Here is a 25,046-nt window from a genome sequence, read left to right as displayed (position 1 = left end):
TTTTCCCTCCACCGTGGCGAGAGAGCGTATGATTGCCCCTTGGCAGGCACGTTCGGGCAGCGCAGGATAAGGGAATGAACACTGATACGGAACAATGTGCGGAGACAGCAATGACGGGCATTTTCTCCCGTAACGCCATCAGGCTGGACGATGAGCCGGAAACCCCGGAAACTCCCGAAAAAGAGGAAAGCAAATCCTCTGGCGCGCCGCAGGGCGAGCTGGAGCACAAGCTGTTCAAGCAGCGTAAGGTGCTTATTTTTGGTGGCATCAATGACAAGGTGGCCCGCGATGTAACCGGCCGTCTGCTTGCGCTGGCTGGTGAATCCGACAAGCCGATTGATGTGTACGTCAACTCTCCCGGCGGGCACGTGGAAAGTGGCGACACGATCCATGACATGATCCGCTTTGTCGATTCGATTGCCCCGGTCAACATGATCGGTACAGGCTGGGTGGCGTCTGCTGGTGCGCTTATTTTTGCCGCCGGTCATAAGCACCGCCGATTCTGCCTGCCCAACACGCGCTTTTTGCTCCACCAGCCCATGGGCGGTGTGCGTGGCCCGGCAACGGATATTGATATTGAAGCCCGCGAAATCATCAAAATGCGGGAGCGTTTGAATCACCTTTTTGCACGTGAAACCGGGCAGCCTTACGAAAAGGTCGTCAAGGACACGGACCGTAATTACTGGATGTCTGCAAAAGAGGCGATAGATTACGGTTTAGTGACCAAGATCATTTCTAAGCTGACTGATCTGCACTAAACGGGGGGCATGGCCGCCATTCTCCGGTATGGGGGTGGCGGTATGTTTTAGGTTTATTGGACCTTCCAACGTTCCAGCCAGTCAGGGCCGGTTGCAAAAAGGGGAGGTCCCCAGAAAACGGGTTCCTCACATGGGTTCTCTGAGCGATATTTACTCCCGTCTGCCGGAAAGTATGGATGACCTTCCGGCCCCGCCTAATGCCGAGGCTGTGGCCGAAGCGGATTTCCGCGCGCGCCATTGGCTGAGCCCCGTCCGCGGGCCGCTCAAACCGGGGTCGGATGAACACAAGCGCGCATTGGCGCAGATGTTCCGCGATACGTTCAACCCTTACAAGCCATCGGTCATTGACTGGCCCAAGCTGGATCCGGAAACGCTGCACCGTGTCACGTCCCTGCCAATCTGGGACATTGCCGTGCAGACCGAGGGCAAGGCGCGCCTGCGCATGGCGGCCTATGCCAGCCTTGTAACCGACCCGGATGTTAAGGACGCCATCTCGCGCAATGCGTGGGAAGAAAACCGGCACAAGGAAGTGCTGTCCAAAATGGTTGCGGCCTACAACATTCCCATGGCCCCCGAGCCCCCGTATGTGGAGCCGAAGGACGTGGAATGGGCGTATCTGGTCACCGGCTTTTCGGAATGCGTGGACAGCTTTTTTGCTTTTGGCATGTTTGAACTGGCCAAGCGTTCTGGCTTCTTCCCCGAAGAACTGACCGATACGTTTGAGCCGATCATGCAGGAAGAATGCCGCCACATTCTGCTGTTTGCCAACTGGCTGGCTTGGTACCGCGCGGTTATGCCGTGGTGGCGCCGCCCGTTCTTTGAGGCAAAGGTATGGGCTGTCTGGGGCTTTCTGGCTTACGAACGTATGAGCCTTGCCCGCACGGTGGACGATAGCGGGCAGGTCCACACGCAGGACAACAACTTTACCGTTACCGGTACCAAGGAAGTGACAAACATCCAGATCAGCCTGCCTGACTTTATGGACCTGTGTCTGGAAGAAGATGACCGGCGTTTTGCTGGTTACGATTCACGTCTGCTGCGTCCGACCACCACCCCTGCCATTGCCAAGGTTATCCGCGATGTTGGCCGGGCGTGGGAGTTCACATCCGGTATTTTCAAGGCCAATCGTAAAAAGGCTGCCTGAGCCTTTTTACTTATGTGCGCCGCCATGCAGCCTGCCCCTTTGTGGGGGCAGGCTGTTTTGTTTTCGGCCTGTCAGCATCAGCTTTTATGGAGCGCAGCAAAAAGGACTGGCAAAAACAGAGGCACTCCCTACCTTTGTGTTGGAAGGCCCACAGCTCCGTAGGGCTGCCCATAATCGGGCACGGAATAGAATTGCAGGGAGCACGCGTGCAATGACGGAGTATTCTCCCCCAAAGGTATGGGTATGGAACAAGGGCGGTGGGGGTGCATTTGCCAGTACCAACCGCCCTATTGCAGGCCCCACGCACAACAAGGTGCTGCCCGTAGGTAAGCACCCGCTCCAGCTTTACTCTCTGGCAACGCCCAATGGCGTCAAGGTAACGACCATGCTGGAGGAACTGCTGGCGCTGGGCCACAAGGGGGCCGATTACGATGCGTGGCTGATCCGTATTGGCGAGGGGGACCAGTTCGGTAGCGGGTTTGTGGACGTTAACCCCAATTCAAAAATTCCGGCCATGGTGGACCATAGTGGGCCAGAGCCGATCCGTATTTTTGAATCCGGGTCCATCTTGCTGTATCTGGCCGAAAAATTTGGCGCTTTTATTCCCAAGGATATTAAAGGCCGGACCGAATGCCTGAACTGGCTGTTCTGGCAGATGGGGAGCGCTCCATATGTTGGGGGTGGGTTCGGGCATTTTTATGCCTATGCACCACAGAAAATAGAATATGCCATTGACCGTTTTGCGATGGAGACCAAGCGCCAGCTGGATGTGCTGAACCGCAGGCTGGCTGAAAGCCCCTATGTGGCCGGGAATGATTACACCATTGCGGATATGGCTATTTTCCCGTGGTATGGCTGGCTGGTGGAAGGCTGGCTGTATAATGCGGCTGAATTTTTGAGTGTGCAGGATTACCCGCATGTCCAGCGTTGGGCCAAAACATTGCTGGAGCGCCCTGCGGTGCAGCGTGGGCGAATGGTCAACCGCACATTCGGGGACCCCGCCAGCCAGTTGCACGAGCGGCATGATGCCAGCGATTTTGCAACCAGAACGCAGGACAAGATCAACGCCCGCAAGGGCTGAACATGTCTTGTGATATTATGGAATTTGGGGTGGGGGCTTAAAACGTAACCCATAGGTCTGGTGTTGTTGAAAACACCAGACCCATACGAATAATCAGGATTTTTTTACAAATTCCGACTTCAGGTTCATGGCCCCGATGCCGCTAATTTTGCAGGCAATGTTGTGGCCGTCCGTGCCATCGACCAGTTTGATGTTCTTGACCTTGGTGCCGCTTTTAACCACCAAAGAGGAGCCTTTGACCTTCAGGTCCTTGGTGACGGTAATGGTGTCCCCATCAGCCAGCACATTGCCGTTGGCATCGCGGATTTCGTTCGTCTCGGCTTCAGGATTGCCGGTGGAGAACTCGTTCCATTCATGCGCACATTCGGGGCAAACCCACAGCCCGCCGTCCTGATAGATGTGCTCACACCCGCATTGTGGGCATTTAAGTTCGTCGCTCATGGTCATCCCCGTGGTTAGAATGGGGCAACCTAATACATGCCTCGGGTAATAGAAATAGCAGCCCCTTTAACCACTGGTGTTGGCCGGTTTAGGCAATGGAGCGGCCGACGGCCTGCGTGGTGGGCTTGCGGTGGGCGTGTACACACAGCAACACGCCCAGCACAACGCAGCCAAAGGCCAGAGCCTCGGCGCCGGTTGGCAGGCGTTGTTCCCACAAAAACCCATAGCAGAGTGAGAACAGGGTTTCGAACAGGATCATCTGCCCCACCAGTGTGAGCGGCAGGAGTTGGTTCATTCTGTTCCACAACGCATTGCCGCCAAGGGAGGCCAGTAGCGCCACGGCAGCACTGACCAGTGCAAAATTGCGCCATTGGCCCATACTGTGCGGTGTGGTGTCCAGAATTAAGGCAAGGGGTAGCAGCACGCTGTTTTGCGCACCGGTTGCAAGGCCGGTCAGCAGGTTCCAGTCATGGGCGGAAAAGTGTCGTTGGCGCACAAGGGCGCGGCTGTTTCCCACAGCATAGAGCGTCCATGAACCAAGGGCCGCCACAGCGCAGAGCAGGCCAAAAAGTGGAGCGCGGGCCACGGTTTGCACATGGGTATGCAAGGCCTGCCAGCCAATGCAGCCTGCGCCAGTCAGGCACAGCAGAATGGAAGGAAGAAGCTGGCGGAAGGGCAGGGCGCCCTTGTCCCGACTGCCAACTAGCGTGACCAGCACGGGCAAAAAGCCAATGACCAGCGTTGTGCTGGTAATGCCCCCATTTTTGACTGCGCTGGAGAGCAGAATGTAATAGGCCGTATTCCCTGCGAACGAGAGCCAGTTGAGCGTCCACCATGTGCGTAGTGTTACGGTGTGGCTTAAAATCCGCCAGCGGGGCGCCACCATGGCGGCGGCAAACAGGCCATACAGCACGTAGCGGCCCCCAGCCATTTCCAGCGGGGTAAAATTCCTGATCAGTTCGGGAGCCAGAAAAACCAGCCCCCACAAGGCTCCCGCGCCAATACCGCAGGCAATACCTTTGCCAAGGTTATGGTGTTCGGCTGGGTGGTGCATGGCGTAGGCTGCCTTGGTCGGATGGGGGCTGATGTTTTTTTATAAAGTGAGTGGAGATCAGGCGTTTCCAAACCGTCGGTAGCGGAATGGCGGCGGGGTTGCAGGGCGCTGGGCTATGGCCTGCACCACCCGGTCATGATCGGGGGCCATGTGGCAGACCGGGTCTGCGGCATCGGCCTTGCCCGCCAGTGCAAGAGCCTGACAGCGGCACCCACCCCAGTCTTCCTCCTTAAAGGCGCAGGACTGGCATGGTTCTGGCATCCACTCCGTGCCACGGAACAGGGTAAAGATGGGGGCATCTTCCCATATGGCGGTCAGGGAGCTGTCCCGCACGGAGGGGAAGGAGACGTTGGGAATACTTTCCGCCGCATGGCAGGGCAGAACCCGGCCTGTTGGGGTAACGTTTAAAAACCGCTGGCCCCAGCCGCCCATGCAGGGTTTGGGCCGGTCCTCGTAATAATCTGGCGTTACAAAGTCTATGCTCATGCGCCCTGCCAACCGGGTGCGAGCAGCCTGAACAGCCTCGGATGTCGCCTCTATCTGTGCCCGGTCGGGCAGAAGGGCGTCACGGTTGAGCAAACCCCAGCCGTAGTATTGGGTATGGGCAATTTCCACGCGCCGTGCGCCTAGCTGCTCTGCCAGTTCCAGCATGGCGGGTACGCGCTCGGCGTTCTGGCGGTGGATGACAAAGTTGAGCGTAAGCGGCAGGCCCTCGGCCTTGATCAGACGGGCCGCTTCCAGCTTTTTGGCGTGTGCACCGGCCATGTTGGCAATGCGGTCCGCGCTGGCGGCCTCTACGTCCTGAAACGACAACTGGATATGGTCTAGCCCTGCATCCGCCAGCACTTGCAGGGTGTCCGGGCGGATGAGCACACCAGAGGTTATCAGGTTGGAATACAGCCCAGCTTTGGCAGCGTGGCGTACAAGGTCTGGCAGGTCGGGCCGGGCCATGGGTTCCCCGCCCGAAAAATGCACCTGTAACACACCCATCTGCGCGGCTTCGTCCAGCACACGGCACCATTCTGCCGTGCCCAGTTCCTGCGTTCTGGGGTCCAGCATAAGGGGGTTGGAACAGTAAGGGCATTGCAGCGGGCAGCGGTGGGTTAGCTCCGCCAGCAGGCTCATGGGGGGGGAGGGCTGCTCATGTGTGCAGCAGAATCTGTTTGGCGGCCAGTTCGGCTACCAGAGCCAGCACGTCATGCGCAATAACGGTGCGTGGTGCCTCAAACTTTTGGGCAAGCAGGTCAATGATTGCGGCCAGTGTGCGTGACCCATCCACCAGTTGCAGCACTTCCGCGGCAATGGGGTCTGCATGAAAAGCGCGTTCGGGGGCCTGAATGAACCAGACCTCGCGCACGCGGTCGTATTGCAGGCGTGTGCCGCGCGCAAAACGCGGCACACAGCTTTCTGTCACAGTATGGCCTGTGGCCCCTGTCATGCCTGCGGGTCCGGGCGGAATGCGCCGGGGGGAATGCGCGCGGGTACAACGTAGGCGTAATCCAGCGCATCCAGCATGGACCACAGGACATTGCATTTGAACTTAAGGGCGTCCAGCACCGCCTTCTGCTGTTCGGCCGTACGGGCGTGTTTCTTAACGTAAGCCAGCGCAAAGGCGGAATCCTGCGGGGCCTGCGTTAAACGCGGCTTGAAGTAGGCGAGGGTTTCTTCCGTGACAAAATCATAGTTGCTGAGCATCCCCGCAACACGTTCGCTGATAATGGTGGGAGAGAACAGCTCGGTCAGGGAGGAGGCAATGGCTTCCAGAATGGAGCGTTCGCGCACAAACTGCACGTAGGCTTCCACCGCAAAGCGCGTACCCGGCAGCAGGCCGTCGAGCGATTCCACATAGGCACGGTCCAGCCCAAGGCCATCGGTCAGTTTGAGCCAGCGGGCAACACCGCCCGTGCCGGGCTGTGTGCCGTCATGGTCTTCCAGCCTGCGCCGCCATTCACGCCGCAGCTCCGTGGTGGGCAGGCGGGCCAGAAGGGAGGCATCCTTGGCGGGAATGCTGGCCTGATAATAATAGCGGTTCAGCGCCCAAGCCTGAACCTGCCCCTTGTTCAGCTTTCCGTCATGCAGGGCACGGTGGAAGGGGTGCAGGTTGTGGTAGCGCTCTGCGCCAATGGCCCGTAGGGCGGCTTCCAGCTCATCGGGGGTGAGAATACGGTCGGTCATAATCTTACCTTCATGCCATCAAAGGCCACGTCCCAGCCTGCGGCTTCGGCCTGTTTGCGCTCGGGGCTGTCCGCCAGCAGAACCGGGTTGGAATTGTTGATGTGGATGAGGATCTTGCGTTTGACGTCAAGCCCCGCAAACGCGGCAAAGGTGCCATCGGGCTGGTCCGCGAGGGACATATGGCCCATGCGGTGGCCTGTTTTGCTGCCAAGTCCCGCACGCACCATTTCATCATCCGTCCAGAGTGTGCCGTCAAAAAATACGGCATCGGCCCCCCGCAGGTGGGCGCGCAGGTCATCCGTCATCATCGCGCAACCGGGAATGAACAGGGCGCGGGATGTGCCATCGGTTATTTCCAGCCCGATGGTCTCGCCATTATTCATGATCTCGGCCGGGTTTTCCGCTTTTTCGGCATAGAGCGGCACTTTGCCGGGAACGGAAAACGGCGTGATGCGGAAGTTGGGCGGTTCCAGCGTAATGGGCTGGTCCAGCACCATGCGCAGGCGGGGCACCAGTGTGCGGTCAAGCGCATTAAAAATGGGGTTGGCGTCCAGCTGGTCCAGCACGGGTTGTGTGGCATAAAGCTGGAAAGGCTGGCGCTCACGCAGGGTCAGCAGGCCCGTAATGGCGTCAATTTCCCCACTGGTCAGCACCACACCTGCAATGGGGGTGGAGCGCAGGCCCGTGCGGGGGTGCATGTCTGGAGTCTGGTTGATCTGGGTGCGCAGGTCCGGGGAGGCGTTAAGCACATACCACGATACCCCGTCACCACTTACGGCGATGGACGCCTGTGTACGGGCAGGGGCTGCGGGGTCACCCGCGCGGGCGCGGCGGCAAGCGGGGGCGTTGGAGTTCCATTGCGGAAAACCGCCACCAGCGGCTGCGCCAAGGACAACAATATCAAGCATAAGGCGCTTTCTAAACAAAAAAGCCGTCAGGGGGAAAGCCGGTTGGGGCCAGCTCCGCCTGACGGCTGAGAGAGGGATGGCCCTCTCTTATTTCTTCTGACCGCAGACATAGCTGTTGATTTCTGCGCCCAACGGAATTTCCGTCACTTTTGGTGCGTTCCAGGCCATGATGTGTCTCCTTGGCATTGGGTGTGGGGTGCACAAAACGCAGCCACACATCGCATGTACGTGCGGTGCGTCAGAGCGCCTTCAGTGTGATGAAAAATAACAAACGTGCAAGGGTATCCGACCGGTTAAGAGGGATGCGCGGCCATATCTCACGCTAGTGTGATTGCGCAGGGAGGGCCGGCCTCTGTAAGTGTATAATTTTGAAACAGTTTTAACCGCGCTGCGCCAGATTGTACTGCATGGCGCAGCGTGCGCCGCCAGCAAGGCTGTTTTCTTCCTCCCGCAGCAGGGCTGCCAGTCGTTGGTCCAGCATGGGGGGAGGGATGATGCAAAAGCCAGCTCTGGCATAAAAAGGCGCGTTCCACGGAACAGCCACAAAGGTTGTTAACGTCAGACGTAACAGCCCAGTCGCCTGTGCGTGGTCACAGGCCACCATAAGCAGACGGCGGCCAAGACCCTGCCCCTGTGCCGCCAGCATAACCGACATTTCCTGAATATGCAGATCACGGCCATAGCGCTGTGCGGTTAAGAACCCTACAGCCCGTCCGTGACCGTCAACCGCAATCCAGCAGGTTGCCTGCGCAATGCTGGCAAGGTGGGTGGCAACGGGCAGGACGTCTCCCTCCCCCAGTCGGGCTAAGTCGGGCACGCTGCAAAAAGCCTGTGCAGCGGAGCGTTCCAGCGCGGGGAGGGCCAAGGCCTCCTCGGACCGCGCCAGACGGATGAAAAAAGACAACGGTATTCCTTATCCGGCAACAGGCAGGTGCCGCCCCGTCGGAATTATGGGGCGGGGGTTAACCCGTCATCCAGCGTGACAATAAGCGGCACATGGTCGGACGGGCGCTCCATGCCGCGTTCGTCCCGGTCCGGGCGAGCGGTTTGCAGGTGCTCGGCCACGCGGGGGGAAAGGAGCATGTGGTCAATCCGCAACCCGCAGTCACGCTGCCATGCTCCGGCCTGATAGTCCCAGAAGGTATAGGCCGCGCCATTGGGGTGCAGGGCGCGTAGGGCATCCGTCAGCCCCAGCCAGCGCAGGCGCCGCCACGCAGCCCGGCTTTGGGGGCGCACAAGCGCATCTTCCGGCCCAAGGGCACCGGGCGCGCAGTCCTCTGGTGTGGGGCAGATGTTGTAATCCCCAGCCAGCACAAAGTCGGTATCTTGCTGCATGAAGTGCTCTGCGCGGGCTGCCAGTGCGTCCAGAAAGTTCAGTTTGGTCGCATAGCCCTGCTCCCCGCCGGAATTGCCGTTGGGCAGGTACAGGTTGCCTAGCACCAGCCCTTTTGTGCGCACTTCTACATAGCGGGCGGCAGGGTCGGTAAAGCCGGGCAGATGGTCGGTGGTGATGTCAAACGTGCCGCGTACCAGCGTGGCAACCCCGTTATAGGACTTTTGCCCCACCACGGCGCAGCCATACCCAGCCTGCTCAAAAACCGCAGTGGGAAACAGGTTCGTTTCGCACTTGATTTCCTGCATCATCAGCACGTCAGGCTGCTCGCGCGCCAGCCAGTCCAAAACCAGATCCTGCCGTTGGCGGACCGAGTTCACGTTCCATGTTGCAATTTTCATGCCAGCGAAAAGCTCGTACCGCACCCGCAGGAGGAGGCTGCATTGGGGTTGGTGATGGAAAAATGCGCGCCCATCAGCTTGTCCGCAAATTCCAGCTCTGCTCCTGCCAGCAGGTCCAGACTTGTGGGGTCCACCACCACCAGTGCGCCGTTCTTTTCTATGCGCACATCATCCCCTTTGATGTCATCCGCCGCGGTGAGCGTAAATAGGTATTGGAACCCGTTGCAGCCTCCCGCCTCAACCGATACGCGCAGCGCAACAGGTGCGGCCTGCGGTGTGGGGGCGGTGGCCTGCTTTTTGGCAACCACGCTGGCAATGCGGCTGGCCGCGGAATCCGAGACGGAAAAAGTGGGGGCTGGCTGTGTCATGCTTCATAGATAATCTGCCCGCGTGCAGGTTTGAAGGGGAAAGACGCCTCCAATGGTCAACTTTCCTCCAATGGCCTAAGATCGGCAGGGCATGGTCCGTGGGCATTGTGCCACCCGGACAAGCAGGAGGTGCGTAATGCTACAGGCCACACAACGCGATGCGCTCATGCCCTATGCCGTGCAACCTGCCGAGGGACGGGGCAGAAGGCTGCACGCGGAGCCGGAATCTCTTACCCGTTCGCCTTGGCAGCGGGACCGGGACCGGGTGGTGCATTCCTCCGGCTTCCGCCGCCTGCAATATAAGACGCAGGTGTTCATCAACCACGAGGGCGATTTTTTTCGCACCCGGCTGACCCATTCGCTCGAAGTGGCGCAGGTGGCCCGCTCGATGGCCCGATACCTGCGGCTGGATGAGGATCTGACCGAGGCCGTGGCCTTGGCGCATGACCTTGGACACACCCCTTTTGGCCATGCGGGGGAGGATGCCCTTGCCGCGCACATGCAACGCCACGGCGGGTTTGACCACAACGCGCAGGCATTACGGCAGGTCATGCTGCTGGAGCGGCGCTATCTGGCGTTTGATGGCCTGAACCTGACATGGGAAACGCTGGAAGGGCTGGCCAAGCACAATGGCCCCGTGCGCAGGCCTTCTCCCCGTCTGGCGGAGGTGGATGCGCTGTTTCCGCTGGATCTGGGCGGTTATGCCTCGGCCGAGGCACAGGTGGCCGCTCTGGCGGATGATATTGCCTACCACGGGCATGATCTGGACGATGGCGTTAAATCCGGCCTGCTCTCACTGGATGATCTGGTGGACGTACCGCTGGTGGGGCAGGCGCTGGCCGAAGCCCGAACGCTGGCAGCAGACCTGCCCAAGTCCGATACCCGCACCCACCAGCGCATCCGGCACGAAATGGTGCGCCGCGTTATTCATGCTCTGGTGACGGATGTGTTGGTCTGCACGCGGGAGCGGCTGGCGGATCTTGCGCCAAAAAGCGTGGAGGATATTCGCGCCGCCAATGCACCTGTTGTAGCCTTTGGCATGGCTATGGAGGAGGCCAACAAGGGTATTCGCAAATTCCTGTTCGCCAAGCTGTACCGGCACTGGCGGGTCAACCGAATGACCCACAAGGCCCGGCACGTAACGGGGGAGCTGTTCACCACACTTACGGAGTCGCCCAACCTGTTGCCAGCCGAATGGCAGCAGCGTGTTAAGGAGAAAGATGAAGGGGCTGTGCACCGCACCGTGGCGGATTACGTGGCTTCCATGACCGATCGATACGCCATGGAAGAACATAGGCGGTTGACGGACTTGTCTGTTGCAGGCTGATAAACGCGTTTGCTGCACTTTATTACGGGGTTAAGTGGTCTATGTCCGAGTGTGTTTTTCAGCGTTACCGTCATCATGTTCTGGCCATTGTGCGGGAACTGCTGCCCGACGTGCCTGAGGAAACGCTGGCCCGTGTGGAGCTGACCCCCACGCGTGACCCCGCTCATGGGGACATGGCCACCAACGCCGCTCTGCTGCTGGCCAAGGCCGCGCGTCGCAAACCAGCCGATATTGCGGCTGACCTTGTAGCCGCCTTGCAGAAGGTGGAAGGCATTGCTGCCGTGGCCGCTGCCGGGCCGGGCTTTGTCAATATTACCCTGGACCCTGCCGTACTGCGGGCTGTGCTGCCTGTGGTGCTGAATGTGGGTGAGACCTATGGCCAGTCCACGGCGGGCAAGGGCGTGCGGGTGAATGTGGAATATGTGTCCGCCAACCCCACTGGCCCCATGCATGTTGGCCATTGCCGCGGTGCCGTGGTGGGCGATGCGCTGGCCAACCTTATGGCCAAGGCCGGGTTTGATGTGACCAAGGAATTTTACATCAACGACGCAGGCAATCAGGTCAAGGCGCTGGCATGGGCTGCCTACTGGCGTTACCTGCAGGTGCTGGGCACCAAAATGACGCAGGACGATTTTTCGGCCCTTGCTCCGGGTGGCCTGCAATATCAGGGCGAATATCTTATTCCGGTAGGTGAGGCACTGGCGGCGGAGTTTGGGAACAAGCTGGCCGAAGTGGATGTGGATGGCGCGCCTCTGCCTGCCCCTGCCGCCACATGGCTGGAAACCGTGCGCGGCTTTGCCGTGACCCATATGCTCAGCGCCATCAAGGAAGACCTTGCAGCCCTTGGCGTGCACCATGATGTGTTTTCGTCCGAAGCGGATGTGCTGGCCCGTGGCGTGACCGATGCGGCCATAGACCAGCTGGCCAAAGCCGACCTGCTGTACAATGGCGTGCTGGAGCCCCCCAAAGGCAAGCTGCCTGAAGACTGGGAAGAACGCGAACAGCTTCTGTTCCGTTCCACCAGCTTTGGGGATGATGTGGACCGCCCGCTGCGTAAGTCGGACGGCACAAACACCTACTTTGCCAACGACATTGGCTACCACATGGACAAGGTGGCCCGTGGTGCACAGGTCATGATTGACGTGTGGGGCGCGGACCATGGCGGCTACGTCAAACGCATGAAGGCCGCAGTCAAAGCCCTTACGGGGGACGCCGTGCCGCTGGAAGTGCTGCTGTGCCAGATCGTGCATATTCTGCGTGATGGCCAGCCGGTCAAAATGTCCAAGCGCGCTGGCACGTTTGTCACCCTGCGGGACCTGATTGATGAGGTCGGGCGGGACGCGGTGCGCTTTACCATGCTGACCCGCAAGAGCGATGCCCAGATGGAGTTTGATCTGGACCTTGTGGTGGCCCAGCAGCGCGATAACCCCGTGTTTTACGTGCAGTATGCCCATGCCCGCTGCCGCTCCGTGCTGCGCAGTGCTGCGGAGGAAGGGGTGTATGGCGCGGTTGATAACGCAGCTCTGGCTGGTGCGGCGCTGGATAGCCTGACATCTGATGCGGAAATGGCGCTGGTGCGCCGTCTGGCGGAGTGGCCCCGTATGGTGGAAGCCGCTGCCCTTGCGCGTGAGCCGCACCGTATTGCGTTCTATCTGGCCGAACTGGCGGGCGATTTTCATGCGCTGTGGAACCGTGGGCGTGATGATGCGTCCCTGAGGTTCCTGCAGGCTGGTGCTGTGGACGCCACACGTGCGCGTCTGGCCCTTGTTGCGGCTACGGCCGTGGTCATTCGCTCCGGTCTGGCCGTTATGGGTGTGGACCCAGTGGAGGAAATGCGCTGATGAGTGATGAAGACCGTCAGAACTCTACGGTAGAAGATCGCATCAGCCGTGCGCGGGAGCGCATGAGCATGGATTATGACGACAAGCCTTCCCCCCGCCCCACAGCAGGTGGTGCCGCGGCAGGGAATAAGCTGCTGGACATGGTCACCGGTTTTTTGGGGAGCGAGTCCGGTACGCGGCGGCTGGCCTATGGTGCGGCCGGGCTGGGCGGTCTGCTGGTTCTGGGTATTGGTGGCTGGGCAGTGCTGGGCCACCATCAGAGCGGCATTCCCGTTATGGGGCCACCGCCTGTTGCCATGCGCACCAAGCCGGTTGATCCGGGTGGGATGCAGTTGGATACCTTGGCTCTGCCCGAAGCAGATGCCAACCAGCCGGGGCATCCTGTTCCTGCGCCAGAAAAACCCAACCCCGCCGCGCTAGCCGCTCAGTATGGTGGCCCACCGGACGCCGCAGCCGCTCACGCTGCCCCCGGTGGGCCTGCTGGTGCGCCTGTGGCCGATGCAACGGTACCGGGCGCACCGCCAGCCGCGACCGCACCGGAGGCAGAGGGCGGGGCGCTCAAACCCGTGCCATCTTCCGACCTGCCTGCGCAGGGCACTGAGACGGCGGATGCCGGCGCAGCTTCGGAGCAGCCCAAGGAAGCCCCCGTTCCAACGGATGATGTTTCAGACAGCGAGGAAGAAGCTACCCCAGTTGCCAAGCCTGCGGCCAAAAAAGTGGCGACGGCAGCCCACAGCACGGGTGGCAAGTATCAGGTCCAGTTGGCGGCCTTGCAGACCGAGGCAGAAGCCCAGAAGGAATGGGCACGGCTGAAGACCCGTTACCCCACCCTGTTTGGAGATGTTACACCGGCGTTTGTCCGGACCGAGCAGAACAACGCAACGTTCTACCGCCTGCGCGTGCAGGGGTTTGGTGCTGTGGCGGATGCGCGGGACTTCTGCACATCCGTGCGTGAGCGCGGTATGGCCTGCATGGTGGTGCGTCCCTGACGCACGCCGTGGAACGCCCGATGGAATCCGTATCCCACAACCCGGCGGGGGAGGTAACACACCCCGCACCCGCCCACACGCCAGCAGACCAGCCCGCTCCCCCGCCGCAGGATGTGGCGGACGGGCAGGTGCCACGTGTTCCGCTTTTGCGGCTGGAGGGGTTTGAAGGTCCAATGGACCTTCTGCTTGATCTGGCGCGGGCGCAAAAGGTGGACCTTGCCCGTATTTCCATCCTGCAACTGGTTGAGCAGTATCTGGCGGTGGTGGAAAATGCCCGCCGTGTCAGGCTGGAACTGGCGGCTGACTGGTTGGTTATGGCGGCATGGCTGGCATGGCTTAAATCCCGTCTGCTGCTCCCCGCTGATGATGAACTGGCGATAGAGGGGGAGGAAGCCGCTGAGCTGTTGCAGGAGCGGCTTATTGAACTCGCCTGCATGGGGGAACTGGCCCGCTGGCTGGATGCCCGCCCGCGCCTTGGGCGGGATGTGTTTGCCCGTGGCCTGCCTGAAGATCTGGTAGAGGTGGACCGCTCCGGGCTGGCGCTGGATATGCAGCAGCTCATGCGGGCCTACCTTGCCGCTGTCAGGCGGACTGCACGCAGGCGTATTTACGCACCCCGCACCATTCGGTTCTGGACCGTGCAGGATGCGTTGAGCAGGCTGACACGCCTGTTGGGGGAAACGCCACCGGGCTGGAGCACGCTGGATGCATTTCTGCCCGAGACACTGCCCGAACAGATGGAGGGCGAGGATGCCCTGCGCCAGCGCCGCGCAGCCATGGCAGGAACCCTGATAGCAGGGCTGGAACTAGGCCAAAACAGGGCGGCTGGAACTGCGGCAGGATGAAACCTTTGGTCAGATCATGCTGCGCCCGCATGAACAGACTGAGCCGACAGGGGATGAAGCACTCCAGCCCGATGCGGCAGAAAGTGCTCCTCAGCATGGTGGAGAAGAGAGGCAGGACGCATGACCAGCACCCCCGAACCCACACCCCAGCCCGTGCCGGAAGAGGCCGTAAGGCTGGCCGAAGCGCTTATTTTTGCCTCTACCGAGCCGGTAAGCGCCCGCCGTCTTGCAGACCTGCTGGAGGGCAGGCAGATCATGCCTGCGGGGGAAGAGGATCTGGGGGCTTTTGTGGCAGCGGTGCTGGCGGCTCTTGTGCAGCGCTATGAGGGCAAGGGCGTATTCCCAGTGGAAGTGGCAGGGGGCTGGCAGTTCCGCACGGCACCCGATCTGGCGCCTTTGCTGACCCGTGTGCTGGAGCGGCCAAGGCGGCTGCCCCGCGCGGTCATGGAAACACTGGCCATTATTGCCTACCACCAGCCCTGTACCCGCGTGGAAATAGAGGAAATTCGAGGCGTAAGCCTTGGGCAGAACGTGCTCGATACCCTGATCGAGGCGGAACTGATTGCCCCGCGTGGGCGCAAGGAGGTGCCGGGGCGGCCCGTTCTGTGGGGCACCACGCCGGACTTCCTGCGCCATTTTGGCCTGCGTGCGCTCTCCGACCTGCCACGCAGGGAAGAACTTATGGTCGATATTCCCCAGAACCCGGCTGATCTGGGTACGGGGCAGTCGGCAATTCCCTTTAACGCTGATGAAGGGCAAAATCAGGACGCTGCCGTGGAGGCTGAGGCCCCCAGTGCCAGCATTGCGGCGGATGGGGAGGTTGCGCAGGTTGCGGTTTCCGCTCCGGAGGGTCCGTGATAGAGATGCTCACGCCATCTGAGTTGCAAGGAATGCGTTGTGGGGCGCACGGGGTGGGCGTGAACGGGGCTGCTTATGTTTGATTTTGCATGGTCGGAATTTGCCCTGATTGGCGCAGTGGCGCTTATTGTCATTGGCCCGAAGGATCTGCCAGTTGCCATTCGCGGCCTTGCAAAAGGTATAAAAAAAGCCCGTGCACTGGCCAGTGAGTTCCAGTCCCATCTGGATGAGGTCGTGCGTGAGGCGGACCTGTCGGAAGTGCGTGACCATGTGCGGGACCTGAAGAACCTGAACGTGCGCGGCCGGATTATGAAGGCGCTGGACAGTGACGGAACGCTGAGCAAAGCCGTAACGCCCCCACCGCTTGCCGACCAGTTTGTGCCCGCAGGACCCAGAGCGCTGGATGCGGTTCCGCGCTCCACAAGCCCAGCCTCTTCCACCACCGATTATACCCCCGACGCTGTGGGGAGCGGGCTGTATGGCTCCGCTCCGGTATGGCAGGACACAGCCTATGACCGGGAGGTGGAGAGTGCCCCGCCCGAACTGCCCCCCATGATTGTGCGCCGCATTCTGCGAGAGCAGGACCGGCTGCACCCCCCAGCCATTCTGCCCCCCGTGCGTCTTGTTCATGCAGGCCATAGCGTGGCTCCCAGCCTTATTTCCGTTCGGGTGGACCCGCCCGGTATGGCGCAACCTGCCACGGCTCCCTCTACGGAACCCGTTGGAGGGGACGGGGCTACGGAGCAGGCGCAACAGGATGGAACAGGTAGTACGACGGCGGATCAGCAGGCATGAGCGATAACGGACCTTATCAGGAAGACCCAATTCACGATGAGCCGATGCCCCTGCTGGAGCATCTGCTTGAACTCCGCCGCCGCCTGCTGTGGTCGGGGGCTGCGTTTATTGTGTGTTTTGCCCTGTGCTACCATTATGCGGGCGATATTTACCTGTTTCTGGCCCGCCCACTGGGTGAGATTATGCGCCAGCGGGGCGAGCAGCCCCATCTGATCTATACGGCGCTGTACGAGGCGTTTTTTACCTATATCCGTGTGGCGTTGTTTGGCGCGGCGTTCCTGTCCTTCCCCATTGTGGCCATTCAGGCGTGGATGTTCATTGCACCGGGGCTTTACCGGTCCGAAAAGCGGGTGTTTGCACCGTTTCTTGTGGCAACGCCGGTGTTGTTTGTGGCTGGGGCGGCGCTGGCCTACTACTTCATCTTCCCCGTGGCATGGCGGTTCTTTGTGTCTTTTCAGACGCCGGGGGCCGGGGGGGAGCAGGTGCAGATCGAGCTTCAGGCCAAGGTGTCGGAATATCTGTCACTGGTCATGAAGATGATCATGGCGTTTGGCATTGCGTTTGAGCTGCCGGTGGTGCTCAGCCTGCTTGCACGTGTGGGTATTGTCACCTCCGCCATGCTGCGCAAGTTCCGTCGTTACGCCATTGTGGGGGCATTTGTGCTGGGGGCCATCTTTATGCCGCCCGACCCCATTACCCAGTTCGGTCTGGCCGTGCCGCTGATACTGCTTTACGAAATTTCCATTCTGTGCGCCCGCGTTATCGAGCCTAAACGCCCGGTTGTGGAGACGCCCGACCCCAAGACCAACCCCGAACAGGAGGTTCCCTGATCCATGCATGACATCCGTGCCCTAAGGGCCGACCCCACCGCGTTTGATGCCGATCTGGCCCGCAGGGGCATGGAGCCGGTCTCTGCGCAGCTTCTGGCGTGGGATGAGGAAAAACGGCAGGCCCAGACCCTTCTGCAGGACAAGCAGACACGGAGCAAAACCCTCGCGCGTGAGATCGGGACCCTCAAACGTTCGGGAGGCGATACCGCAGCACTGGAGGCTGAAGGGGCCGCCCTACGTGCTGATATGGACGGGTTGAAGGAAAAGGTGGACGTGCTGGGCGGCCAGACCACCGCTTTGCTGGCAACGCTGCCGAACCGGCTGGATGCAAGCGTGCCCAACGGCCCGGACGAAACCGCAAACGTGGTGCAGCACACATGGGGTACCAAGCCTGACTTCACCTTTGCGCCCAAGCAGCATTTTGAGCTGGGTGAAGCACTGGGGCAGATGGATTTTGCCACGGCGGCCAAGCTCTCCGGCTCCCGTTTTGTGGTGCTGCGTGGTGCACTGGCGCGGCTGGAGCGCGCATTGGGCCAGTTTATGCTGGACCTGCATGTGGGCGAACATGACTACATGGAAATGCAGGTGCCCGTACTGGTGAATGATGACGCCATGTACGGCACGGACAAGCTGCCCAAATTTGCCGACCAGTCCTTTAAAACCGAGGATGGGCGCTGGCTTATTCCCACGGCCGAAGTGCCGCTGACCGCCTCTGTCGCGGGGGATATTCTGGACCGAGCGGCTCTGCCCCTGCGGATGACTGCGCTGAGCCAGTGCTTTAGGAGCGAGGCCGGGGCATCCGGGCGGGACGTGCGTGGTATGCTGCGCCAGCATCAGTTTGAAAAAGTGGAAATGGTGACGATTTCCACGCCGGAAGAAAGTGATGCCGAACACGAACGCATGACCCGCTGCGCGGAAACCGTTTTGGAAAAACTGAACATTCCTTACCGCCGTATGCTGCTCTGCGCTGGGGATACGGGTTTTGGGGCCGCCAAGACCTTTGATCTGGAAGCATGGTTGCCGGGGCAGGACGCATGGCGCGAAATTTCGTCCTGTTCCAACACGCGTGATTTTCAGGCTCGCCGCATGAATGCCCGGTATCGGGCGCAAGCGGGTGGTGTGCCTGCCTTTGTCCATACGCTTAATGGCTCCGGTCTGGCTGTAGGGCGCACACTGATTGCCGTTATGGAAAATTATCAGAATGAGGACGGCTCCATTACCGTGCCGGAGGTCCTGCGGCCTTATATGGGCGGTCTTGCGCGCATTGCGTAACAGTCCGCTCCCCATGCCCCAGAGTATAGGGGCATGATGCACAAACCCTTTTTGCTGCTGGGCATTGCCATAGTTGCCGAGGTTATTGGCACGGCGTGTCTGGCAGCTTCGCAGGGGTTTGCGCGGTGGCTACCTGTTGTTATGAGCCTGCTGGCTTATGGGTGTGCTTTTTACTGCCTGTCCATCCCGCTCAAAACCATGCCTGCGGGGGTTGTGTATGCCCTGTGGTCCGGCGTGGGGATTGTGCTCATATCCCTCATTGGGACGGTGTTTTTAAAACAGACGCTTGATGCCCCGGCCATTGCAGGCATTGCGCTTATTCTTGCAGGTGTTCTGGTCATCAACCTGTTTTCATCCACTACGCATTAAAGGCGGATGAAAAAGCAGGTGCCCTAGGCCCCGTGTGGTCAGGGCTGGGGTGTTATGGTGCTGATAACCAGACCCTGTGTAAGAATTTGCGGAAGCACCACCGCAGGCCCATGTGCGGGAACAAACAGATAAAAAGGCACACCATCGCGCCCGTGGGCGTGCAAAAAGGTGGTTATGGTGGGGTCTCGTCGCGTCCAGTCCCCCCGCAGAACAGTTACGCCGTAGCGGGCCATGGCGGTTTGGGTGGCCTCGGTGTTCAGGGCTACGCGCTCGTTCACAAGGCAGGTAATGCACCAGGCTGCCGTCATATCCACAAATACAGGCTTACCCGCAGCGTGTAGGGCGTTCAGGCGCTCGGGCGAGAAAGCCTCGGTGCCTTTAGGTGGAATGGGGGTGGCGTCAGCCTGTTGGCCTGTTTGCTGTTGCAGGGTAGGAGCAGCGCCATGGCGCCCAGCAGCCCCAGCAGGGCAACGCCGTATAGCGCGGTGCAGGCCCGGCTATGGCCTGCATGGAGCTGGCGTTTTTGGGCAATGCCATAAATCCATGCGGCAAAAGCCAGAAACACCATGCCAGAGCACAGTAGCAACATGGTGGTGGCACCCCCTTCTACCGTGGCAACCCAGAGGAGCCACACGCAGGTGCCAAGCAGCGGAAAAGCCAGAAACTGGCGCAAATAGTCCATCCATGCACCGGGGCGGGGCAGGTGGCCAGCAAGGCCGGGGCTAAAGGCCAGCAGCACGTAGGGTGCGGCCAGCCCGGCGCCAAGGGCTGCAAAAATAACCAGCCCGCTTAACGGTGGTCCGGCCAATGCGCCAGCAATGGCAACCCCCATAAACGGCGCTGTGCAAGGCGATGCCACGACCACAGCCAGCAAGCCGGTCAGCACATCATGCGCAAGCCCGTGCCTGTGGGGGGGAGATGCACCAAAGGACGGAGGTAAAAACGCAAACACGCCCAGCAGGTTAAGCGCCATGGCAAACAGCAGCCACGTCATCATGCCCACAAATACGGTGGACTGGAACTGGAACCCCCAACCCGTTGCAGCCCCTCCAAGCCGCAGCCCCATAACCAGTGCCCCAAGCGTAGTAAAACCTCCAATAACGCCGCCGGCATAGGCTATGGCACTTTGCTTTTGGTGCTTGCGTTCGCTTTGCCCCATGCGGGCCACGGCAAGCGCCTTCATGGCCAGAATGGGAAAAACACATGGCATCAGGTTCAGCACCAGTCCGCCAAGAAGCCCAAGCACAATCAGGCGGAGCAGGCCACTGGCATCATGAGTGGTGGCGGAGGTGTTCTGCACATCAGGCTGCAATGCCGGGACGGAGGGCTGACTGGTGGCCGTTTTTGCTGGGCTGTTGGGCTGGGGGGTAGCCTGTACGCTCAGTGCATGTTCTGCCCCGGCGGGGTCTCGTAGTACCAGAATCCCGGCAAATGGCTTGTCTTTGACAAAGCTGTCCGCAGTGCTCAGGCGTAGGGTGAACCCTTGGGGGGTAAAGGCCAGTGCTTGTGGTGCGGCCTCTGCGATCTGCCCCCGTTCCTGTGGCATGAACCACGCGCTGGCGACGGATTGCGGGGTCAGTTCCGCGCCCTGCACAAGCAGGGTTCCATCGGGGCTGATTGTGACCGGGTAAGGGGAGGGTACGGGTGTGTGCTGTGCGGCCTGCGCAAACAGAGGGGCTTGGGCAGAGGGATGAGGTGCCCCGGTTGGCAGCGTTAGGCTGAACGTGCCTTCCTCGGGAATACAGGCCTGTTCGCAAACCAGCCAACTGGCTTGCGCGCGCAGGGTGGTCTGTTCCTCTTTATTATCCGTAGTGTTCGCTTGCAGGGGGAGAGTAACCGGCAGCACAACGTCGCCCGTATAGGCGTAGGACATCAAGGACGCATCTCTTATGCGTTCCGGGGTCGGCCACGTAATGTTCTGGCTATTCCCCAGCAGTGCACCGGTTGCTGTTACGTTGAGGGTAACAGGGTCTCCCGCATCTCCGGGGTTGAGCCAGTAGGTGTGCCAGCCCGGTTTAAGGCGCAGGCGCAGTGCAACATGCAGGGGGCGGTCCGCACGTGCTGTATCGGATTCCGTAATCAGGGTTGCGGTGCTGCGGGGGCTGACAACTGGCGCACTTTCCGCCGCCTGCACCGTGTGGGGAGAAAGGCCCGCGGTGGTTTGCCACAGGCAGGCCAGTAACCCGGCCAACCCAAAGCGCCCAAGCCGCAAGGCCCCATAGGCACCACGCCTTGCAGCTTGATGGACCGAGGGGCAGGAGGGCAGTGTGGCGGAGCGGGCAGGGCGGCGCATCAACGTCAGCTTTCAACTCGGGTAGAGGCTAAAAGCCGCAGCATACGCAAACCATGCCCCTGTGGGAAATGGATCGTCCACCCAATGCTGGATTCAGTGCCCGGAGTCGGTTGCCGCACCCGGCTGAAGCACGAACAGGCGCGAGCAGTAGGGGCAGACGGTTTGGTGACCGCCAATTTTAAGCCAGACGCGGGGGTGACCTAACGGGCCTAACCCGCCATCGCAGGCAATTTTGCGTTGGTCCACCAGAATGGTCTCCACATGGCCCAGACGGGGGCGTGGAATGGGGTTTGCCGGTTGGATGAGCATGAAGCTGGGCCTTTCCAGATTGGCGCGTAGAGGTGTGGCGTAAAGTCAGGTGGGATGATACGCATTCCAACCGTGGTTGTGCAGTATGCCTCTTTTCCCATACGCGTGAGCAACGCCCTCCTGCGCCGCAGAAGCCGGGGGTGGATGGCGCTGGTATGCCTGCTGGTTTTGCTTGTGGGGTGTACGGCCATTCCCCAGCCAGTGCCAGTTCCCCCTGCACGGTATGCTGCGGCAGGCCGCCTTGTTCCTCCCGACCTTGTGTTTTCCTTGCGGGATGGCGCGGCTATTCCCGCTCGTGTCTGGCAGGCGCATGGCCCGGAACGGGCTGTGGTGCTGGCTCTGCATGGTTTTAATGATAGCCGGGACGCATGGGAATCTTCCGCCCCCAACCTTGCCGGGCAGGGGGTTACATTGGTTGCGCCTGATGTGCGCGGGTTTGGGGGCGCCCCCATGCGTGGCGGCTGGGCCGGGAGCGCGCGTCTGGTGGCTGATGTGCGGGAAGAAGCCGCTCAGATTGAGCATGAACACCCCGATGTGCCGCTTTACCTTATGGGGGAGAGCATGGGCGGTGCTATTCTTATGGCGCTTATGGCAGACCCTTTTGCGCCCCATGTGGCGGGGACCATACTGCTCGCTCCTGCGGTGTGGGACCTTGGATGGGGGGCGGATATTCCGCTGGATGTGCTGGCAAAGGTTTTTCCCAAACGGCTTGTGACAGGGCGGGAATTGCCGGTGCATGTGGTGGCGAGCGATAACCGCGCAGCTCTTATCCGCCTGTATTATGACCCGCTAACCCTGCGTGAAACGCGGCTGGAAGCCCTGCGCGGGCTGGTCATGCTGATGCGTAGGGCAGCCCACGTGGCCCCACACCTGCATGGCCCTGTTCTTTGCCTTTATGGAGATCAGGACCAGCTTGTGCCTCCGCAAGCCATGGCTCAGGTGTGGCGGGTGTTGCCTGCACATGTCCGGTTGGACCTTGTAACGGGTGGGCACCATCTGCTGCTGCGTGACCGGAACGGGGTGGCCGCCTTAAACGATATTGCAAGCTGGATAAGCCACCCGGAGCGGTTTTTGCCATCGGGGGGCGATCTGGCGGCTGCTGCGTGGATGGCGCAGGGTGCAGGGGAGCGGGGCACAGCAACGGGTGACCCGGCATGGTTTCTGCCCGCCCGGCTGGACGGTGCCGCCGCGCCATAAATAGACCACGTTACACCTTGCGGATCAGGGTGGTCTGGCTGCTAGTGGGTAAGTTGTCGCAGGTTAAAGATAAAGGCTTGGCAACGCCCCCCGCTTTGGGCTAGGAGAAGGGCCAAGGGACCCGTAGCTCAGCTGGATAGAGCGTTGCCCTCCGAAGGCAAAGGTCACGCGTTCGAATCGCGTCGGGTCCACCATCCTAAAAAATTCCCTTATATTTCAATGTGTAAGCGGCAATGCCCTGTTTTTGGGGTAGGGTGCGCTGGTCTGTTTTGGCCCCAACAGGCTCCTTTGTATTGGAGGCCGAGACAGGCTGTTTATTTTTGGCCATTCATGCCAGATTGGGAGCAGCATAAAGGCTGCTTTTTTACAAATGATGGATAAAGGGTGTTGGCAGTGGTGATGAAGCAAAGACTTTTTGTGATGGCATCCTGTCTTTTTCTTGCCCCCTTTGCCTTGTCTCTAACGGCCCATAGGGCCGAAGCCGCCCCCGAGACCCGTTCCCCCTACTCTGCGAACGATGGGGAGAGCACGCTGTGCGTGTCTGGCCCGGTTTATATTATTGATGTGCATGTGGTGGTCACCATTAATGGTGTGGAACGCACAATCAGCACGGCTTCGTCCGAAGTGTGTTCGGTCAACCCTGCCAATTTTTCCGATGTGGTGGTGCAGGGCCCGCCGCCACCAGCCGGTGCACCCATTGAGGTCAGTAACAAGGTGGGGGTCGAAGGGACAATCCGCCTGAACGGACGCACCGCAGTGCTGGAAACCAACGTGTATCTGCCCGCCAAAGGCGGGAACTCCCCGCAGTGCGCTGGTGGTCAGGGAGGAGACGGCAGTTCAAGCTGCAAGAGCCACTCCCTTGGGGTTAATCTGGCCAAAACATGGATCTTCTCGCGCAATACGTGGCGGGACTTTTACGTAGGGCCGGATGATAACGGCGACCCGGTCAAGGTGCTTGTGCGCCTGTCCGATGGCCCGGTGAACTAAGACGGCACAGGTGCACCGGTAAGTAGAGTAACAATGAGCAAGAACAGCCTACCCCCTGTTCTGGTCTGGTTCCGCGACGACCTGCGACTGGCCGATAATCTGGCTCTGACACAGGCGGCCCGGAGCGGTCAGCCTATTTTGTGTGTGTCTATGCAGCTCGCAGGCCAACCGTGCACCACAGCGCTGGACTGGTGGCGTGCTAAAAGTATGGAGGCGCTGGATCAGGCTTTGCGGGCACAGGGTGGGCAACTCCACGTTTTTGCCGCAGACCCGGAGCAGCTTCTGCCGGAACTGGTCAGCCAGACTGGTTGCCGGCAGGTGTTCTGGAACCGGCGGTATGACCCCGTGGGCAAAGCTACGGATACACGGATTAAAGCCCAGCTAAAGCAAATGGGGGTGGATGTGCACAGCACCCCTGGCAGCCTGCTGCATGAGCCATGGACTGTGCGTAGTAAGGCGGGGCAGCCTTTTCAGGTTTTTGGGGCATTCTGGCGGGCGGCCTGCGCCAATGCGCATTATCCCGCGCCATTGCCCGCACCGGCAGGCATGGTGTTTGCCTCTTGTTCCGCCCTGCCAGACAGGCAGGTTTTAGCCCCTACAATGGGGCAGAAACTGCCAGCATGGGGCGCGGCCATGGCGTCATACCATGTGTTTTCGGAGCGGGAAGCCCACGAACAGTTGCAGGATTTTATCGCCCATGCCCTGCAAGCGTATGAGCAGAACAGGGATTTTCCCATAAGGGATGCAACATCCGAACTCTCGCCCTTTTTGCGTACGGGGCAGATGACGCCGGGCCAGATATGGCACGCCGTTACCGCAGCCGATGCGGGGAGTAGTGGGGTTAAGTTCCTGTCCGAGATCGGATGGCGCGAGTTTGCGTGGTCTTTGCTCTGGTCATATCCGGATCTGAGCACGCGCAACCTCAAACCAGAGTTTGACGCCATGCCTTGGCGGGACGACCCCAAGGGACTAGCGCGCTGGAAAAAAGGGCAAACAGGTTACCCGCTGGTGGATGCGGGTATGCGCCAGCTCTGGCAAACGGGCCTTATGCACAATCGGGTGCGCATGGTGGTGGCGTCTTTTCTGGTCAAACATCTGTTGATCGACTGGCGGGAGGGCGAACGCTGGTTTGCCCATACGCTGGTGGATTATGACCCCGCCAGTAACCCTATGAACTGGCAGTGGAACGCAGGTACGGGGGTTGAAGCGGCCCCATTCTTTCGGATTATGAACCCCATTCTGCAATCGCAGAAGTTTGACCCCGATGGGGATTATATTCGCACATGGGTGCCCGAGTTGGCGGGTGTGTCTGGCCCGGACATTCATACCCCGTGGCAGGCTACGCTTTTGCAGCCTACTGGTTACCCCAGCCCCATAGTGGACCATAGCGCTGCACGGCAGAGGGCGCTTGCGGCATGGAAGGCCTGCAAAGATCCGGCCTGATGGCGGGAGCGGATGTCCGTTTTTGTGA

General features: G+C 60.3%; 27 protein-coding genes, 1 tRNA gene and 1 pseudogene. 16 read left to right on the top strand and 13 right to left on the bottom strand.

Features of this window, described 5'->3' with window-relative positions:
• Positions 1-74: 74 nt before the first annotated feature.
• The 3 genes from AGA_RS11250 to yghU all read left to right on the top strand — a co-directional run bounded on the left by AGA_RS11250 (position 75) and on the right by yghU (position 2,983).
• Entirely contained in the window at positions 75-758 is a 684-nt protein-coding gene (locus AGA_RS11250) for an ATP-dependent Clp protease proteolytic subunit (RefSeq protein ID WP_172793740.1), read from the top strand.
• 130 nt (positions 759-888) lie between these two features.
• Positions 889-1,902, top strand: a complete 1,014-nt coding sequence (locus AGA_RS11245; RefSeq protein ID WP_059024371.1) for a ferritin family protein — start codon at positions 889-891, stop codon at positions 1,900-1,902.
• A gap of 211 nt (positions 1,903-2,113) precedes the next feature.
• Positions 2,114-2,983 carry a glutathione-dependent disulfide-bond oxidoreductase gene (gene yghU, locus AGA_RS11240; protein WP_059024370.1) on the top strand — a complete coding sequence of 290 codons (870 nt, stop codon included), beginning with the start codon at positions 2,114-2,116 and terminating at the stop codon, positions 2,981-2,983.
• Between the two features lie 93 nt (positions 2,984-3,076).
• Here yghU and AGA_RS11235 read toward each other — a convergent pair whose 3' ends face one another.
• The 10 genes from AGA_RS11235 to AGA_RS11190 form a co-directional block, all read right to left on the bottom strand.
• Positions 3,077-3,424 carry a zinc ribbon domain-containing protein YjdM gene (locus AGA_RS11235; protein ID WP_059024846.1) on the bottom strand — a complete coding sequence of 116 codons (348 nt, stop codon included), beginning with the start codon at positions 3,422-3,424 and terminating at the stop codon, positions 3,077-3,079.
• A gap of 88 nt (positions 3,425-3,512) precedes the next feature.
• Positions 3,513-4,478 carry a DMT family transporter gene (locus tag AGA_RS11230; RefSeq protein ID WP_059024369.1) on the bottom strand — a complete coding sequence of 322 codons (966 nt, stop codon included), beginning with the start codon at positions 4,476-4,478 and terminating at the stop codon, positions 3,513-3,515.
• Positions 4,479-4,535: 57 nt separating this feature from the next.
• The gene (gene pqqE / locus AGA_RS11225) at positions 4,536-5,603 is read right to left on the bottom strand and encodes a pyrroloquinoline quinone biosynthesis protein PqqE (RefSeq protein ID WP_059024368.1); all 1,068 of its coding nucleotides are present in this window, start codon (positions 5,601-5,603) and stop codon (positions 4,536-4,538) included.
• A 16-nt stretch (positions 5,604-5,619) separates the two neighbouring features.
• Entirely contained in the window at positions 5,620-5,916 is a 297-nt protein-coding gene (gene pqqD / locus AGA_RS11220) for a pyrroloquinoline quinone biosynthesis peptide chaperone PqqD (protein ID WP_059024367.1), read from the bottom strand.
• On the bottom strand, positions 5,913-6,653 hold the full coding sequence (gene pqqC / locus AGA_RS11215) for a pyrroloquinoline-quinone synthase PqqC (RefSeq protein WP_059024366.1): 741 nt from the start codon (positions 6,651-6,653) through the stop codon (positions 5,913-5,915). Before pqqC ends, pqqD begins: the two co-directional genes overlap by 4 nt.
• The gene (gene pqqB, locus AGA_RS11210; RefSeq protein WP_059024365.1) at positions 6,650-7,561 is read right to left on the bottom strand and encodes a pyrroloquinoline quinone biosynthesis protein PqqB; all 912 of its coding nucleotides are present in this window, start codon (positions 7,559-7,561) and stop codon (positions 6,650-6,652) included. Before pqqB ends, pqqC begins: the two co-directional genes overlap by 4 nt.
• Positions 7,562-7,648: 87 nt before the next feature.
• On the bottom strand, positions 7,649-7,729 hold the full coding sequence (pqqA, locus tag AGA_RS13500; RefSeq protein ID WP_035370857.1) for a pyrroloquinoline quinone precursor peptide PqqA: 81 nt from the start codon (positions 7,727-7,729) through the stop codon (positions 7,649-7,651).
• Between the two features lie 211 nt (positions 7,730-7,940).
• Positions 7,941-8,465, bottom strand: a complete 525-nt coding sequence (locus tag AGA_RS11200; protein ID WP_059024363.1) for a GNAT family N-acetyltransferase — start codon at positions 8,463-8,465, stop codon at positions 7,941-7,943.
• A 44-nt stretch (positions 8,466-8,509) separates the two neighbouring features.
• Positions 8,510-9,295, bottom strand: a complete 786-nt coding sequence (locus tag AGA_RS11195) for an exodeoxyribonuclease III (RefSeq protein WP_059024362.1) — start codon at positions 9,293-9,295, stop codon at positions 8,510-8,512.
• On the bottom strand, positions 9,292-9,663 hold the full coding sequence (locus AGA_RS11190) for a HesB/IscA family protein (protein WP_059024361.1): 372 nt from the start codon (positions 9,661-9,663) through the stop codon (positions 9,292-9,294). Before AGA_RS11190 ends, AGA_RS11195 begins: the two co-directional genes overlap by 4 nt.
• A 136-nt stretch (positions 9,664-9,799) precedes the next feature.
• Here AGA_RS11190 and AGA_RS11185 point away from each other — a divergent pair, with 136 nt between their 5' ends.
• The 9 genes and pseudogenes from AGA_RS11185 to AGA_RS11145 all read left to right on the top strand — a co-directional run bounded on the left by AGA_RS11185 (position 9,800) and on the right by AGA_RS11145 (position 18,789).
• Positions 9,800-10,990, top strand: coding sequence for a deoxyguanosinetriphosphate triphosphohydrolase (locus AGA_RS11185; RefSeq protein WP_059024360.1), 1,191 nt, complete (start codon positions 9,800-9,802; stop codon positions 10,988-10,990).
• Positions 10,991-11,031: 41 nt separating this feature from the next.
• On the top strand, positions 11,032-12,831 hold the full coding sequence (gene argS, locus AGA_RS11180; RefSeq protein ID WP_059024359.1) for an arginine--tRNA ligase: 1,800 nt from the start codon (positions 11,032-11,034) through the stop codon (positions 12,829-12,831).
• The gene (locus AGA_RS11175; protein ID WP_059024358.1) at positions 12,831-13,820 is read left to right on the top strand and encodes an SPOR domain-containing protein; all 990 of its coding nucleotides are present in this window, start codon (positions 12,831-12,833) and stop codon (positions 13,818-13,820) included. Before argS ends, AGA_RS11175 begins: the two co-directional genes overlap by 1 nt.
• Positions 13,821-13,840: 20 nt before the next feature.
• Positions 13,841-14,789 (top strand): annotated as a pseudogene (locus AGA_RS11170) (segregation and condensation protein A).
• On the top strand, positions 14,786-15,523 hold the full coding sequence (gene scpB / locus AGA_RS11165) for an SMC-Scp complex subunit ScpB (RefSeq protein ID WP_083503628.1): 738 nt from the start codon (positions 14,786-14,788) through the stop codon (positions 15,521-15,523). Before AGA_RS11170 ends, scpB begins: the two are co-directional and overlap by 4 nt.
• Positions 15,524-15,598: 75 nt before the next feature.
• Positions 15,599-16,318 carry a Sec-independent protein translocase protein TatB gene (tatB, locus tag AGA_RS11160; RefSeq protein ID WP_059024357.1) on the top strand — a complete coding sequence of 240 codons (720 nt, stop codon included), beginning with the start codon at positions 15,599-15,601 and terminating at the stop codon, positions 16,316-16,318.
• Positions 16,315-17,148 (top strand): twin-arginine translocase subunit TatC, encoded by an 834-nt coding sequence (gene tatC / locus AGA_RS11155; RefSeq protein WP_059024356.1) that lies wholly within the window; start codon positions 16,315-16,317, stop codon positions 17,146-17,148. Before tatB ends, tatC begins: the two co-directional genes overlap by 4 nt.
• Positions 17,149-17,151: 3 nt before the next feature.
• A complete protein-coding gene (gene serS / locus AGA_RS11150; protein WP_059024355.1) occupies positions 17,152-18,420 on the top strand; it encodes a serine--tRNA ligase in 1,269 nt (422 codons plus the stop codon).
• Positions 18,421-18,453: 33 nt separating this feature from the next.
• Positions 18,454-18,789: a DMT family transporter gene (locus AGA_RS11145; protein WP_059024354.1), complete on the top strand. Its 336-nt coding sequence runs from the start codon at positions 18,454-18,456 to the stop codon at positions 18,787-18,789.
• Positions 18,790-18,827: 38 nt separating this feature from the next.
• On the opposite strand, the gene AGA_RS13860 is transcribed toward AGA_RS11145, so the two are convergent.
• From AGA_RS13860 to AGA_RS11135, 3 genes are all read right to left on the bottom strand, one after another.
• Positions 18,828-19,097 (bottom strand): thioredoxin family protein, encoded by a 270-nt coding sequence (locus AGA_RS13860; protein ID WP_172793739.1) that lies wholly within the window; start codon positions 19,095-19,097, stop codon positions 18,828-18,830.
• A gap of 38 nt (positions 19,098-19,135) precedes the next feature.
• A complete protein-coding gene (locus tag AGA_RS11140) occupies positions 19,136-21,082 on the bottom strand; it encodes a protein-disulfide reductase DsbD domain-containing protein (RefSeq protein WP_157065349.1) in 1,947 nt (648 codons plus the stop codon).
• Between the two features lie 93 nt (positions 21,083-21,175).
• Positions 21,176-21,391, bottom strand: coding sequence for a zinc-finger domain-containing protein (locus tag AGA_RS11135; RefSeq protein WP_059024353.1), 216 nt, complete (start codon positions 21,389-21,391; stop codon positions 21,176-21,178).
• Positions 21,392-21,445: 54 nt separating this feature from the next.
• On the opposite strand from AGA_RS11135, the gene AGA_RS11130 reads away from it, so the two are divergent.
• The 4 genes from AGA_RS11130 (at position 21,446) to AGA_RS11115 (ending at position 25,018) form a co-directional block, all read left to right on the top strand.
• Positions 21,446-22,588 carry an alpha/beta fold hydrolase gene (locus AGA_RS11130; protein ID WP_059024352.1) on the top strand — a complete coding sequence of 381 codons (1,143 nt, stop codon included), beginning with the start codon at positions 21,446-21,448 and terminating at the stop codon, positions 22,586-22,588.
• Between the two features lie 117 nt (positions 22,589-22,705).
• Positions 22,706-22,782: transfer RNA gene (locus tag AGA_RS11125), tRNA-Arg, on the top strand.
• Between the two features lie 226 nt (positions 22,783-23,008).
• Positions 23,009-23,575: a hypothetical protein gene (locus AGA_RS11120; protein ID WP_157065348.1), complete on the top strand. Its 567-nt coding sequence runs from the start codon at positions 23,009-23,011 to the stop codon at positions 23,573-23,575.
• A 33-nt stretch (positions 23,576-23,608) separates the two neighbouring features.
• Complete coding sequence (locus AGA_RS11115; protein ID WP_059024350.1) at positions 23,609-25,018, top strand: cryptochrome/photolyase family protein; 1,410 nt, start codon at positions 23,609-23,611, stop codon at positions 25,016-25,018.
• Positions 25,019-25,046: the final 28 nt, after the last annotated feature.

It is taken from the genome of Acetobacter ghanensis (assembly GCF_001499675.1).
GTDB classification, from domain to species: Bacteria; Pseudomonadota; Alphaproteobacteria; order Acetobacterales; family Acetobacteraceae; genus Acetobacter; species Acetobacter ghanensis.
Note: the sequence above shows the minus strand (reverse complement) of the source record. Positions and strands in the feature narration are given on the sequence as shown.